The sequence below is a fragment of the Bradyrhizobium sp. MI1.4 genome (genome assembly GCF_055811315.1).
This window is the reverse complement of sequence record NZ_JBVVPP010000074.1, coordinates 1-14,407: the sequence shown is the minus strand read 5'-3', so window position 1 is coordinate 14,407 and position 14,407 is coordinate 1. Positions and strand designations below refer to the sequence as shown.

At 58.2% G+C, this 14,407-nt stretch carries 10 protein-coding genes and 1 pseudogene; 7 read left to right on the top strand and 4 right to left on the bottom strand.

Annotated features, from left to right (window positions below; all coding sequences use genetic code 11):
• Window positions 1-413: 413 nt before the first annotated feature.
• From AC0L23_RS37465 to AC0L23_RS37450, 4 genes and pseudogenes are all read right to left on the bottom strand, one after another.
• Window positions 414-942, bottom strand: a pseudogene (locus AC0L23_RS37465) (IS66 family transposase); the annotation flags it as partial.
• A 124-nt stretch (window positions 943-1,066) separates the two neighbouring features.
• On the bottom strand, window positions 1,067-1,351 hold the full coding sequence (gene tnpB / locus AC0L23_RS37460) for an IS66 family insertion sequence element accessory protein TnpB (RefSeq protein WP_473358215.1): 285 nt from the start codon (window positions 1,349-1,351) through the stop codon (window positions 1,067-1,069).
• A 67-nt stretch (window positions 1,352-1,418) separates the two neighbouring features.
• The gene (locus AC0L23_RS37455; RefSeq protein WP_473358207.1) at window positions 1,419-1,607 is read right to left on the bottom strand and encodes a hypothetical protein; all 189 of its coding nucleotides are present in this window, start codon (window positions 1,605-1,607) and stop codon (window positions 1,419-1,421) included.
• 1,497 nt (window positions 1,608-3,104) lie between these two features.
• The gene (locus AC0L23_RS37450; protein ID WP_473358206.1) at window positions 3,105-4,280 is read right to left on the bottom strand and encodes a KamA family radical SAM protein; all 1,176 of its coding nucleotides are present in this window, start codon (window positions 4,278-4,280) and stop codon (window positions 3,105-3,107) included.
• Window positions 4,281-5,466: 1,186 nt separating this feature from the next.
• On the opposite strand from AC0L23_RS37450, the gene AC0L23_RS37445 reads away from it, so the two are divergent.
• The 7 genes from AC0L23_RS37445 to AC0L23_RS37415 form a co-directional block, all read left to right on the top strand.
• Window positions 5,467-6,423, top strand: coding sequence for a GHMP family kinase ATP-binding protein (locus tag AC0L23_RS37445; protein ID WP_473358205.1), 957 nt, complete (start codon window positions 5,467-5,469; stop codon window positions 6,421-6,423).
• A gap of 10 nt (window positions 6,424-6,433) precedes the next feature.
• A complete protein-coding gene (locus AC0L23_RS37440; protein WP_473358204.1) occupies window positions 6,434-7,453 on the top strand; it encodes a pyridoxal-phosphate dependent enzyme in 1,020 nt (339 codons plus the stop codon).
• A gap of 26 nt (window positions 7,454-7,479) precedes the next feature.
• Window positions 7,480-8,691 (top strand): ATP-grasp domain-containing protein, encoded by a 1,212-nt coding sequence (locus tag AC0L23_RS37435; RefSeq protein WP_473358203.1) that lies wholly within the window; start codon window positions 7,480-7,482, stop codon window positions 8,689-8,691.
• An 11-nt stretch (window positions 8,692-8,702) separates the two neighbouring features.
• Entirely contained in the window at window positions 8,703-10,190 is a 1,488-nt protein-coding gene (locus AC0L23_RS37430) for a lyase family protein (protein ID WP_473358202.1), read from the top strand.
• A gap of 468 nt (window positions 10,191-10,658) precedes the next feature.
• On the top strand, window positions 10,659-11,084 hold the full coding sequence (locus tag AC0L23_RS37425) for an aspartate/glutamate racemase family protein (protein WP_473358201.1): 426 nt from the start codon (window positions 10,659-10,661) through the stop codon (window positions 11,082-11,084).
• A 403-nt stretch (window positions 11,085-11,487) separates the two neighbouring features.
• Window positions 11,488-13,989 carry a CoA transferase gene (locus AC0L23_RS37420; RefSeq protein ID WP_473358214.1) on the top strand — a complete coding sequence of 834 codons (2,502 nt, stop codon included), beginning with the start codon at window positions 11,488-11,490 and terminating at the stop codon, window positions 13,987-13,989.
• Between the two features lie 226 nt (window positions 13,990-14,215).
• Window positions 14,216-14,407: hypothetical protein (locus tag AC0L23_RS37415; protein ID WP_473358200.1), on the top strand; the 192-nt coding region annotated here is incomplete at its 3' end.

Genomic DNA, 14,407 nt, shown 5'->3' with positions numbered 1-14,407 from the left:
CGTCCTAAATGCTACAGCAATGGTTACAACATGGGCGGCTTTGATCTTGGCGTCAGCAAGTCCGGGACCCAAGTTCTGCCGTCATAGCCGCTCACGTAGTGGCCAGCAAGACGCCGACAACCAAAAATCGTTCAATTGCGCGAACCTAGATTACGAGGTGTCGACGGCTTCAGAAAGACGAGGAATGAGCACAGCCCGACCGTTATGGGAGCATGCAAGCCTCTGCAGACCATCAACTACAGCCCTGGATCGACATCACAGCAAGGAGGTACCGCAAGTGTTAATTGCACAGGGCTCCGCGCGTCTGATCGTCTGGTGTGCCGAATGCCAGCTCGCTCGGACAACGCGGGGCAATAACCATCATGGATGCCGTAACCTATTCCGCCCAACGTACGCAATTGGGCATTGGCCACGCCCGGATCGAGCACCGGTGCCGTGGTTTCGTCCATCAACAGACGATCTGCCCTCTCCAGATGGCGACGCATGTGGTCCGCTACGGGTTGGAGATGGAAGCAGGCGCGGCCGGACCAGTTGCCCAGTGTCGCCCGATCAAGCCGGATCCCCTGCCGAGCATAGATCTCGGCCTGACGGTAAAACGGCGTATGGTCGCCAAACTTGGAGACGATCACGTGCGCAATGGCCGCTTCGGTCGGCAGCCCACTGGGCAACGTGCTCCGGCGCGTGGGCCTGCACGATGGGGCCCGAGCAGCGGCGACAGATGTATTTCGGACGGCGCGTGACCAGCACGCGCCATTGCGCCGGGATGACATCGAGGCGTTTGCTGACGTCATCGCGGATCTTCGTCATGGCGCCGCAACCGCACGGACACAGCGTGCTCGCAGGCTCGACGATCCGTTCCACCGGAGGCAAATGGGCAGGCAAGCAGCCGCGATTGCGATGAGAACCTTCCGGCACGCTCCGCGATCGGCCCTTGCCTGCGTTTGCGCCAAAGCGCTTTCAGTCGTTCATTTTCGTCGCGCAGCGCCGTGATGCCCATGCGCCATTTCGAGCATATCGCCGCCGCGCGTGCCACGTTCAAAATAGCTTCTGAGTCATTCTGCCGCAGTTATCCCGCCGCCTGCGGGCGCCGTCCTTCCTCCTGACGGACCAACCTCCAATCCAGTTCCTCGAACAAGGCCGCGAACATCGCCGGCGACACCCGCATCACGCCGTCCGCGATCGTTGGCCAAGCGAACTTGCAACCTTCGAGGCGCTTGTGAACTAACACTAGGCCCGTTCGATCCCATACCAAACTCTTGATCCGGTCCGCTCGTTTCGATCGGAACACGAAGGCCGCGCCGCTGAGCGGGTCGAGGCGAAGCATCTTCTGCACCCTTCGCCGCAAGTCCATCATGGCCACAGCGGAAGTCGATCGGCCGCGTCGCGATATAAATCTTCAGATCGGCCACCGGCGGCGATCATCGTGACGCTCGTACTGCGCGGATCACCCGGCCCAGCTGCTCGCCATCTATGGCGGGATCCGTCCGCAGCACGACATCGCCGATCGCGATCTCAAGCTTGATCGCCGGAAGGTGATCCTCCTCCAACGCGCTTTCCACGACCAGCGGCGCGAATGTCGACTGCGACGCCTCGCCTAGCGCCAACATGCCTCGCGGTCGAACGCGTCGTCGCCAATCGTAAATCTGCCAGCGCGTCGCTCCGTGCTTGCGCGCCACCTCGACGCCTGGGGGCCGGGTAGCAGACGCTCGGCGATGATCCGGGCTCCCTCAGCCTCCGAAAGCACCCGGCGTCCCGATGATCCTTCAAGGACCTCCAGCCGGCTCACCGATGAGCCGGCAAAATGGACGTCCTTTTTGCTGTCCCATCCGATCCCAAACCTCCGTCCAACCGGAAGCTTCTTCGCACGTTCATTCGAATTCTGAAGCAACGGTATCGGCTTCGCGCTTACGTCTGTTGCCCCCAGCTCCGTCATCCTAGGCGACCGTTCCGAATCTCCGACACATTCGAACGTGAGACAATGTTGCGGCCTCCACTTTAACGCACAAGATCACGTGGATTCTGCTGGTGGTGTTTCATAAGCAATGGTTGAGATCGTTCTTTAGCTCCTCACCAGTGACCCAAACGAGCCAATTTTCTTCCGCAATATCCTCTTTCACGAGCCGCAATATCGACCCGCCGGGTTCATGATGGCGGTAGTGGGGAAGCCCTTTGGCCACCCGCCACGGTGCCACAAGCGCACACAAGAAATCGGGAGCCCACATAGCAAACGACACGCTGTGCGTGATTCGGGCGATCATGTTTGGAAGCCCCCGTCCTCTCAGATCTCTGCGCACCCAAAGGTCCCCGTTGTACGCCACCTTTCCGGTCATCTTCTTTGCATTAGGTGCGAGGCAAGTACAATGATCCCGAGGATCTGCGTGTGCGACCGGATCAGTGTAGAACGCCCTCAGCGATTGAAGATGCTCTGCAAAATTACTGGGTGAAAGGTCATACACTCGAGTGGCATTTGTAAACACCACGCTCTCTTTCCTATCGAGGCCTACGAGCCAATATCCCTCACCTGCATTGATTATGGATCGGTCTGGCCGAAAATTTGGAAATGTTTGCCCCTTTGTTGGAGTGGAATGCGTAATCGAGACATACTCATGGAAATCGAATCCCATCAACAGCTTGATGCCTCTCTTGGCAGCGGCGGCATTGTACAACTGAATGGAACGTGAGAGGCGTAACGGAACAGACGCGCACATCAATGCCTCACTCTCGTCTAGCGTCACAAGCTACCTCGCGGAGCACGATGCAACGCTTAGCAGTCGATGACACATCTCTTGCGTCGGGTTTGTCGCAACGACGATGGCTGGGACGAATATCTCGGTTATGCGATCGCCTTGGGTTGCGGGCCTTACTCTGCGATCCTCGCCGTTCCTGCCAGCTGTCGAGAGATCGAGCTGTCCCCTCCCGAATGCTGCGCGTCGTAGCTTCGCAATTCCAGGCTTGCGGCTGGCAAACGCTAGCGCGAGGCTGCCTCCGCGTCGCCTCAACAGCAAAACTGTTTTTACGAACCGACCAAATGAGTTCGACGCGGCCCGGCGCCAGCTCAAGGGAGCCACAGATTTGAGTGTCATCAGTCCACGCCGCCTCGATCATCATTCAGGCAGATCATCCAACCAGCAAGCGGCGTCGGTATATGGCCTAGAAAAAATCCTTCCAATCTTGTCGGGACTTTTGTTCTGATGGTATCGCATATAAATGCGGTCATCATCGCCGACATCGAGGATCTCGATCTTTCCTGTATAGTGGGACATGATGTATTTGAATGTCTTTTCAATCCCCGCGAGCCGCTGATTGACGCCGCGCGCAATCTCTGATCCGCGACGAAGCGGAACCTGAAAATGGGATGCGCCCCTCACCGGCCTTCCTTGGAAGAGATAGTACGGACGGACGCCCATTTGGTGACACTTGGCAAACGTCGCTGCCAAAATCTCAGGATTGTCATTTACCCCTGCGAGAAGCACAGATTGATTGAGGAACTGCACTTCCTGTGCGCGCAAGCTGCGGATATTCCTCTCAGCATCGACCGAGATCTCACCGATGTGATCGAAATGAGTGACCAGAACCGCAGTCTTACCCGCGTCACGAATTCGCCGAAAGAAGGCAGATAGAGCGGCGTCGTCGAATCTCTTTGGCTCGAAGGCGAAGAACTTTGTGCCGATTCGAATCGAAGTCAAATGTGGGATCGGGAGCAGATGCGTAAGAATTTCGTCGAGCTTTGCCGTACTAAGAACGAACGGGTCGCCCCCTGACAGGAGAACGTTCGTCATCTCGGGATGTCCGCTAATATATTGCCCGACTTTTGCCACGTCTGGCACGATTTCATCGGATTCTCTGCCAACGAGTCGTTTGCGGAAGCAAAACCGGCAATATGACGCGCAACGGTTAGTCACGAGCAACAACCCGGTCTGCGCGTACTTGTGCTGAAGTCCAGGAAGGACTGTGTTGTCGTGCTCGCCGCTGGTATCCAACGCCCCGGGACTGTCGAGCTCTTTAACTGACGGCTCCACAATGTATTTCAATTGGTCGTAGTAGCCACTGTCGGCGATCTGTTGGCGATACGATGTTGTGACATGATGACGCGTGATGCTACTGGCTTGCAGCTCGGCCTCCGTCATCGTGCGAGCGCCTTCTATAAACTTGATCACCGCACTGCGGAGCGGCGGATTTGATTTGTTCGGCGAGGAGGGGCTTAGGTCACCGCCAGAGGTTTGCGGTGCACTCGCTACAGCGTCCGTGCCGTCTATTTGGATCAATGGAGGCGCTTTCATTTGAACTCCCTTGGCCGGAGAGCGCGGGACCTCCGCGCAAAGACGTAACTTCCCAGCAATCGGCATGCCAGCAACAGGAGCGTCTCATCCGCTCAAGATTGAGGTCACGCGCTAATCAATCGAGCCGCTTGTGTCGTTGAGTTTGTCGGAGGGCCCGCAACATGTCTCCAATCCGACACAAAAGGCGAATGAGCGCACGAATAACGATCATTTGAAACGGTGCGCTCTCTAGCCGATGATGGCGATAATGATGGCCTTCCACCTGGCGATCCTCAAACAATGCTGCGCGCTTAGAGGGCAAGCGGCTGGTCCGCCGGGGACGCGGGGATTGGACGAGCACATTGTCATCGAGAAGCTCAGAGTTACGATCAAGATGCTCGATTACCAGCGTTACGATAAGCCGCATAGCCGAGTTGCATCTCGTGGATCGACAGGAACGCCGCGTACGGCATTAGATTGCTGCAGACGACAGGATCACTGCGATATAATTCGAGCGACGTGAGCCGGCCTGTGCGACGGCTGTCGGGCATACAAACCGCTTTTCCCGAGCGATTTAACTGAAGCATGGATGTATCTGCGACAGCGGGCTCTTTTAGTTGTCACTTCGAAGCTGCGCTCGCAAGCTGCTCAGTTGCAGATGAATAGTCCGGCCTGAACGCTTCGCATCATCATTGCCTTACCGGAAATTCGTCTGCTCGCTCGATTGCTGCTCGTAGGGGGCGCGCACTCCCACGTCTTGGTAGGTGCGCACATCTGCGCGACTAAGTAAGGTGCCGGTACGAAATCGAGTACGTCACCCTAGCTGGTACTTGAACGATGCGCTCACTAGAAGCCAGAGGCATTCACGACCACGACAATCGTCAGTCTTGCGGCCTCATCTCAACATGTGGATTGCTCGCAATGCGAGTCTGGGCAGGTCGTGAAACAGTCTCTGATGCAGGTCAAATTGGGAGCTCGCGACAATGCCGCCTTTATTAGATGACGAATGGGATAGTGCAGCATTGCATGAAATCTTTCTCTTAACGAGCAAATATCGTTTCCGTCAGCTTATGTCCCGCACGCACGTCAAATCACTCCGCGCTCCATGGCGCGGCCCCGGCAGACCAGGGACATGATGGAGATTTCACGGAGCGCTCTAGGGAACGATACGGTTACGCGGTGCTGCTCTCTCCCGAAGCCATTCGGCGTGGCGACCTGCCATCCCCACTTCGGCGAGCTGCTGCAGGGAGCGTTCTCCCTCGAGGACGGCAGGCACCGGCGGACGGTGCGTGCGCTGGTTTCAGTTCACATGCCGCACGCTGACGGATCGGAAGCCCGTGTGACACTGGAGCCGAGCCGGACAGCGAAATTCGTGCCTCAGGTCGGCGACACCGGTATCGAAGTGATGCCAAATCATTTCCACAAGTGTGAGCTCGCCGTTCGACTTGCCCTCGATGCCTTCGGAATGACGAACATGGCAGCTACACTCGATGTTAGGACATTCATCCCGGAAGGCGCCGGTATGGGCTCGTCCACGAGCGGCGTAGTGGCTTCCATTCGAGCTGCCGCTAAAGCAGTCGAAGCCTACCGGGGATCCCGAGTGATTCCTGCTCCTCATCTCCAAGCGAAACTTGCCGTGGCGGCCGAACATGCTTCTGACTCGCTGATGTTCGACTGCACAAGCAGCACCATTCTATTCGCCCAACGAACGGGCAGGAGTATCCGTGTGTTCAACGGGCCACTCCCGCAAATGCAGATTCTGGGGTTTGACACAGGCTCCTGCGAAGGCGGAATTGGAACCGACCGACTACCGCGAGCGCGCTACTCGCGTGATCAGATCGCCGCCTTCGGGTGCGCATTGGCGGTCCTGGAGCGTGCAATTGCAGAGCAGAGCGTCGCACTCGTGGGCCGAGTTGCGACTTTCTCCGCACAACAGAGCGAGTGCGCAATCCAGAATCCGCTCAAGAAGCCGAAGTTCAACGAGCTCCTCAGCATCAAAGAAGACACCGGATCGGCCGGTGTTGTCGTTGCGCATAGCGGCACGGTTGCCGGCCTGATCTTTGACCCCCAGCTCCCCGATGTTTGCAGCCGAGTGGCTAAGGCTAAAACCGCGATTGCTCGCCTTGGCTTCGATCGCCTCTGCACGTTTTCGACACCATACTGAGGATGACTCGATGGCGGACACGCTCTCCGACATACTCGGCGCTCACGCCCCCCTAAAGATCGTTTCATTGCGACCAGAAAATTTGGGTGCAATCGATTTCAGGCTCATGAAGGTATTTCCCGCTTTCAACATCATCGAAGCAGGTCTTCGGAACGGCGACATCGGCCCCAACACGACGATTGTTGAAACGTCGAGCGGGACGATGGCTCTCGGTCTCGCGATCGTTTGCATGCAGTTCTCACTCAAGTTGCACATCTTCGGCGACCGCGCGATCGAACCCCCGCTTAAACGCACGATGGAGCAATTGGGGGCCGAAGTGCACCTGGTGGAGGCGACAGCGTCCAATGCGAACATTCAGCTGCTCCGGAAGAACGCGCTTCTGGATTTTGTGGAACGGACCGGAGCAACCTGGTCACGTCAGTATGACAACCTCGGAAATCGCCTTTCGTATGCGCGTCCGGCTGAGGAAGCCATCAGGCAATTCGGCAAGATCGACATCCTGGTCGCAACGGTGGGCTCTGGAGGCTCGTCCTGCGGCCTGGCCCACTATTGCCGCGCTTTCTTTCCCGAAATGAAACTGGTGGGGATCGACACCTTCGGCAGCGTCTTGTTCGGCCGACCGGCCGGCGAGCGCGACTTGCGCGGACTTGGGAACAGCATTCTTCCCGGGAACTTGCTTCACGAGGCGTTCGATGAAATCCACTGGCTCGGCGCCAACGAGGCATACCAGGCTGCGCACCGACTCCATCGTGAGACTTCGCTAAAGCGCGGGCCGACGAGCGGGGCGGCCTATCTTGTTGCCAAGTGGTATGCAGAGCGCTCTTCAAAAGCCAACGTGCTCGCGGTCTTTCCCGACGACAGCAACCGCTACGAGCACAGCGTCTACGATCCCGGGTGGATGCACGCGAACGGCTATCAAGCCGAGCTCGCCGCGACTGAGCCGGTCCTTGTCCGCCACCCGCTTCAGGCTGTTAACGGCTGGTGCCGTTTCGACTGGGCTCGCCGCTCGTTGCCCGACGTGATGGGCTAGCATTCCCCGAACTGAAGCATACAAAAATGGCCAAATCAGCTGCGATCTTCATCGAATCCAATACTACAGGCTCGGGCGCCGAGTTTATTCTGCGTGCACAAGAACTGGGGTTCGCTCCGGTGTTTGTCACCGCTTCCCCTGAGCGGTATGCCTTTCTGCCAGCCATCCCAGACCTCGACCTCCGTACATGCGAAACGTCTTCAGAAGCCGCTGTTACAGCCGTAATCGACAGCATTGCAACGGCCATGCCGATTGCGCTGCTAATGACCTCCAGCGATCTCTACCTTTACACGGCCGCGCTCCAAGCCAGACGACTCGGGCTCACCGGTTCGAATCCCGACGCGATCTCACTTTGCCGGGATAAGGCCCGCCAGGCTACCGCCTTGCGGGCGGCGGGAATCGGAGTCCCCGAGAGCGCCACTGTAGGCGCCGACTGCGATGTTCGCAGCGCGATTACACAGGTGGGCTTACCTGCAGTCGCCAAGCCGATCAGCGGTACCGGGAGCATCGGGGTCAGCCTCGTGGCAACCGAGACAGACGCAATTGTGGCTTTGCGCGAGCTCCTTAGAGGCACCAATGACGTGCGTGGCCGTTCTATGCAGCCCCGCGCCCTTCTTATGTCCTACATCGCAGGCGAGGAGTATTCCGTCGAGATCCTCGACAGCCAGATCATGGGGGTGACGCGGAAACATCTTGGTGCCCTGCCGCATTTCGTCGAGATCGGGCACGATATACCAGCACCCATATCGTCTCAAGCTCGAACGCAAGTCGAACGTGAAGCCCTTCGCGCGATAGAGGCCCTTGGTCATGTGCAGGGACCAGCTCATGTTGAACTCCGACTACACCATGGCTGCATCACCATTATTGAAGTAAATCCAAGGCTCGCGGGCGGCTCGATTCCAAGCCTGTTCCGCCACACGACTGGTTTCGATCCGGTTCTCGCTGTCCTCCGCAGCCTCCTCGGAATGCCTTGGAGGTCCCCGGCGGAAGGCAATCATGGCTCAATTCGATTCATCGTGCCGGAGCGCCAAGGGTCATTCACGCTTCCTCAGAACTGCGAGTGTGTCGTGGACCGCTTCGGGCTGGCGGAGCTCGTTCTGTATCATACTTTGCCGATGCAATTCAGACGCCGCAACGATTTCCGGGATCGGATCGGTCACGTCATCGCAGTTGATGGCGATCCTGCTGCTGCTGCCCGGCGTGCCGACGCCGCCGTCGCTTTCATTTGCAATGCATGAGGAGACAATCCTTGCAACATACTGGCCGCATCAAATCGACTCTTCATCCTGAAGCTAGCGCCATCGTCTTCGACAGCGATCTCCAGCGTGCGGCGAGCGACGAGCTGCCCTTTTACGCCGACATCGATCGAGCCCAAGCCATCATGCTTGAACGAGTCGGACTGGTTGGCCGTGATCTCACCAGAAGGGTCCTGGTTGAGCTGGATAAATTGCAGGCCGACGGATTCCAGAGCCTTGCGGCTTGCCCTGCGCCCCGCGGCTCCTACCTCGCCTATGAAGATCATCTTCGGTCGGTGATCGGCAAGGAGGCTAGTAACCTCCATCTTGGTCGGAGCCGGAACGATATCAATGCGACGCTCCTAAAGCTTAAGCTGAGAGCACCGTATCAGGCGCTCGTTGCCGAACTGCTCAAACTACTGCGAGTGCTGTGCGGGTTGGCTCGCGGTCACCTTGAGACGGTCTTTCCGCTGCACACTCACCGTCAGCCAGCATTGCCATCCACTTTCGCACACCAGCTGACAGCGTTCGGCAGCGCGCTCGCGCGGGATCTGGATGCTCTTCTGGCCGTGCATCCGCTCCTCAATGTTTCCTGCCTTGGCGCTGGCGCGGGCGGCGGCACCACCCTGCCCATCCTGCCGGAGTTGACCGCAAGGCTGCTCGGCTTCGTGATGCCGTCACTTAACTCTATCGATAGCGTGGCATCTCGCGATGTGGTTCTTCGGCTACTGGCCAGTTGTGCGATTCTCGGATCGTCCCTAAGCCGCATCGCCGAGACGCTGCTCCTGTGGGTCGGCGAATCCGGGCTGGCTAGTCTTCCGGACGAACTGGTTGGCTCCAGTTCTGCGATGCCTCACAAGCGCAATCCATTCCTTCTCGAGCAGGTCCAAGGCAAAGCTGGCGCGACAATCGGCTGCTTCGTTGCCGCAGTTACTGGCATGCATAGTACGCCCTTCACGAACTGCGTCGCTGTCGGAACGGAGGCTACTCGCCATGTCTGGCCCGCGATCGACCATTCCATTGGGGCGGTTCGTCTCATCCGGCTATGTTTCGCAGGCTTGACTGTCTGTGAAGAGGCAGCCTCCGCTATGCTCGAAACATCGTTCGTAAATGCCATGGAAACGGCGACCCGCCTCGCTGTCGACGGCGGTCTCGATTTTCGTTCCGCTCATAATGAGGTTGGGAACTTGGTTACGATTGCCATCGAACATGGCGCACCAAGTCTGTTGGCGATCGCACAAGATGGCCGGATGCTTAATCCCGAACTCTCGCCAGCTCCAGGCGCCATCGCGAGAACAGCTCGCGCAGGAGGAGGGCCCGCTCCAGAGGCGGTCGCAGCAGCGCTAGACGAGCTTGAAGAGGTTATCGAACAAAAAAACGCGTCTTTGCGCGATCTCAGCGCTGGCTGGAGCCGTGCGCGAGAAGAACTTCGTTCTGCAATTGCGAGTCTCGAGGAACCAAACCTTCAACGGACGGATGGGAGGGAACGGAACGGTTTGTAAAACGCGCTGAACAACAATTGGTGTGCAAGCGAGCGCGACGACAGCATCGTCGCCGTGCCGCAGGAGTTCCGTACTCAGAGCTTTGGCACGGGCGAGACGCGGGCGCGCTGTGAGCAGGTGCGGCTTGATCGTCATCACTAGGTCAATACCGACGGCGCTGCGGAATGGCGCATATCATCTCGGGAGATTTCTATGGCAATCCAAGCTTCACGTCCTCTCGGAATTCTCAACCTCGAAAGGGGAGTAAGGCCTCCCCCTCCGAGGCCCGGCTCGATCCTTCATCCATCGACGTTCGACTTTCCAATCATTTCGGAAACCGTCGAGGGAGCTTGGGCGGATGTCGCGATGCGCGGTGATCCAGCGCTCGAGCCGGCCACTATCGCAGCAGCCCAACGCTTGGTCGAAAGAGGCGCTGTTGCGATAAGCTCGAACTGCGCCTCTTTTATCCGTCTTCAGGAGGCTATATCCGTGGCGGTGAATGTCCCCGTAGCGACATCGAGCTTGCTGCTCGTGCCGGCTTTGCTTGGCCAACTGCCGTCGACTGCTAAGATCGCGGTCCTTTCCGCGGACTCAAGTTGCTCCAGCGAAAGGGTGCACCGCCTCTTAGATACCACCCAGCGGGCGAGGTTGGTCATTGGCGGCATAGAAGGGGGTACGTTGTGGCAAAACGAGATGAAACGTCCGCCGGTATATACTGAAACCGCCGATATTGAGGCGGATGTCTCCTCCTGCGTCTCAGGGCTTCTCGCTGCCGACCCGCAACTAACTGCAATCTTGTTCGAATGCACGGCTTTCTTACCCGTCTCGCCGGCAATCCGTCGCATGACGAATTTGCCCGTCTACGATATCGCGAGCGTCTGCCGGATGACGATGGAGTCAGCTAACAATGCGTAACGCGCGTCCCAGGCAGAGCACACCGGCAATGATTCCCGACACTGGGCCCGGGTACTTTAGGCTTAGGCAGGGCATCGTGATCGCCTCATGATCCGGATATGCACAACTGGGTTAGGTCAATACTCTCGAATTCTTTGAGTACTCGCGACGCCGCCCACGCGCATGGTCCGTCGAGCGCAACCGAAGGAGTCCTAAACCGTACGCTTGTGCGCCAATCTCAAGCACTTGTTGGCGCGAACCCGTTGTAAGTTTCGCGCTGGCGCGGACACTCGCGGCGGATCGTTAAGGGGATACGGCCGACCACCTAAGATCGATGACACGCTAGGATTCTGTCATGGCTATGCTCACGGCGAAGCCTGGTATCGGAGAAATCAGTAAGTGGACGAACAAGGAGGGAATACTGATGAAACGTTCAACGCTTCCCCTGGTCGGAGTCAATGTCCTTGATTTCGGCCAGTACATCGCGGGCCCGGCGGTGGGAATGATCCTAGCGGACCTTGGCGCTACTGTCGTCCATATCGACCCGCCATCTGGTCCGCTCTGGGACAGCCCGGCCAACGCTATCCTCAATCGAAATAAGTTGACTGTTTCTCTCGACTTGAAGGCTGAAGAGGGTCTTGCGCAGGCGCAGGCGCTCGTGGCGAAAGTGGACATCGTGGTCGAGAATTTCCGTCCCGGAGTGCTAAGTGGCCTAGGGATCGACTTTACGTCGCTCCGCAAGGCGCGACCGGAGCTGATCACGGTCTCCATTCCGGGTTTTGCTTCGAACGATCAACTTCGTCGCCAGTGGCGCGCCTTCGAAGCCGTGGTCGCCGCCTCCTCAGGTCTGTTCAGCGATATGGGGCTGAGCCGCGTGCTCATGGGGGTGAATCCGTCCTTCTCACCACTGCCTCTGGCATCTGCCTACGGCACGATGCTCGCGGTCTCGGCCGCAGTGCTCGCGCTTCAGAGGCGCGAGCGAAGCGGCATCGGCGATCAGATCGAGGTGCCCCTCGCATGCGCGGTCATGGAGGGTCTCGCGTACACCTCAATCCGCATTGACAACCTTCCGCGCCGGTATAAGTCTCTACGAGAGCGCGAGATCGACCGGCGGCGCGACGCTGGCTTGCCGATGAACCTCTCCTACGAGTCCGTACAGGAGCTGTTTGATCCGTTTTGCCGTAGTTACAGGTGCAAAGACGGAGGCATGTTCTATGTCCTCTGCTCGGCCCACAAGCATCATCCGAAGCGCTGTTTGCAGGTTCTGGGACTTTACGATGAACTCGTGGCTGAGGGGCTTACAGAGCAAGCGGATGTCTATCTTCCTGTCAATGAATGGCGATCCGACGTCGCGATTGGCGCCCTGCCCAAGTCGTGGGCTGATAGGATCGCCGGACGAATGAAGGCCGCCTTCCTGAAGCGAACCGCAAGGGAGTGGGAGTACATTTTCGGGGAAGGTCGGATCCCCGCCGCAGCGCATCGTTGGTTGCACGAATGGATCAGCGATGATCACGCCAACTGCACGGGCCTAATGATCCAGGTCGACGATCCCGTGTATGGGCGGATGATCCAGCCTGGACCTACGGCCTGGCTGGAGGAAAGCGGAGAGGCGATGCTTAGCCCGGCGCCTCGGAAATGGGTTACCTTCGACCAAGCGATCGCCGCGGTCTCGGTGAGCCCTGTAAGGCGACTACCGACGCGAGCCGCCGAGGACTCAGCGGGATGGCTTGACGGTGTGCGAATTCTTGACCTGTCCAACGTCATCGCTGGGCCGCATTCTGCATACTATCTTGCCCGTTTCGGAGCGGACGTAATCAAGGTCGATCCGTCTAGCCCACTGTACGACAGCTCCTACACGATCATCTATGGCATCAATTCTATGCGGGGCAAGCGGTCGGTTCTCCTGAATATCGGCTCATCGGGGGGCAGGAAAGTGTTCGAAAGGCTGGTGAAGTCGGCTGACGTCGTTATCTGGAATGCGCCTGACCGGCAAGTCAAGCGAATGGGGCTCGATTTGAACGGACTGAGAGCGCTCAATCCACAAGCTGTCTTCTGCCAACTCGATTGCTTCGGCGGCGTCGCTCGCGGTCCTCGCAGTGATTATCTCGGCTATGAAAATCACGTCCAAGCGGCGACCGGCATGATGCTCAGGTCCGGTGGTTCGGCGGAAACCCCAGAGGAATACGTGTACGTTGGTACGATTGACGTATTGGGCGGACTCGGCGCGGCCCTCGGCATTGCTGTCGCGATGTACCAGAAGGCCAGGACCGGATCCGTAGGGAGAGCCCGGACCTCGCTATCGGCACTCTCTGGTCTCCTGCAGATACCCTTCTGCTATGACTATCCAGGACGCGGGCCGTTCGATGAGCCTTCCGGTATTGATGCCAAGGGCTACGACGCACTGACCCATATCTACGCGTCGGCCACTAACCAAAGTCTTCTGCTCGGCGCCACCGAACGCGACCTGCCTCGGCTTTTGCGAGTCCCGGGGCTTGAGGGGCTTGCTGATGTGCCGAAGGAGCACCGTCGCTCTTTCCTGGCGAAGGCTATCAAAGAAGCTTCCGCTGAGGAATGGCGGTCGAAGTTTGACGCGGCCGGTGTTGGTGCTGCAGTCTGCGAGAATGTCGCGGCCATACGCGCGGCAAATTCGAAGACTGCGGATGCTGCTGCTCCAGGAAAAGAACAGGGCAGCTATTCCTTCTGCACTTTTCCGGACCATCCCAGCGGGCATGCTGTAACGCAGGCCGATTGTTGCGCTATCCGCTCGGTGGTTGGAAAAGTACATGCGCTGCCCCCGGCAGAAAAATACGGCGCTTCGACGCGGCACGTTCTGCGGTGGCTAGGATATGCCGAACCCGAAATAGAGGGGTTGCTCGCAGAAGGCGCTCTAAGCGAAAGCTGGAGTCGCGAGTATTTGCCCTCCTGAATATTTGCCCTCCTGGAGAGGGGGAATTAGCACCGCGCTCGGGACCCAATGGGAGTTGGGTTGCGAGGGCCTGCGATCGAAGCGCAGGTTGAGACTTGCCGAACAAGCGCTGTTTACGTGAGCGCGTTGGAGGCAAACCTTCCTACGAGTTTTGTGCGATTAATTCGCTTGCGCAGGCGTTCTTACCGTTGAGAGTCTCCCGTTTGAAATTGAGGAGGTCCTTGCCATGAGACACGCTGTCTTCGTCTTGGAAGGGGATCCGGCAGCGGGACTCGTTCTAAATGCCCTTAAGACCGAATGCACCCTTGTTCCAACAGGTTTAGAGCTCGATGGGCACTCCGTACTCGAGGTTCCTGGCTTGCATGACGCCAGGATTTCGATCGTGCCCACTAACGAGGTCGTAAGTAACGACTATGGG

Excerpts from the sequence above, each read along its gene's own strand:
- tnpB (WP_473358215.1), bottom strand. The coding sequence starts at position 1,351 with ATGGACTTGCGGCGAAGGGTGCAGAAGATGCTTCGCCTCGACCCGCTC.
- AC0L23_RS37435 (WP_473358203.1), top strand. The coding sequence starts at position 7,480 with ATGGCCAAATCAGCTGCGATCTTCATCGAATCCAATACTACAGGCTCG.
- AC0L23_RS37440 (WP_473358204.1), top strand. The coding sequence starts at position 6,434 with ATGGCGGACACGCTCTCCGACATACTCGGCGCTCACGCCCCCCTAAAG.
- AC0L23_RS37455 (WP_473358207.1), bottom strand. The coding sequence starts at position 1,607 with ATGTTGGCGCTAGGCGAGGCGTCGCAGTCGACATTCGCGCCGCTGGTC.
- AC0L23_RS37450 (WP_473358206.1), bottom strand. The coding sequence starts at position 4,280 with ATGAAAGCGCCTCCATTGATCCAAATAGACGGCACGGACGCTGTAGCG.
- AC0L23_RS37420 (WP_473358214.1), top strand. The coding sequence starts at position 11,488 with ATGAAACGTTCAACGCTTCCCCTGGTCGGAGTCAATGTCCTTGATTTC.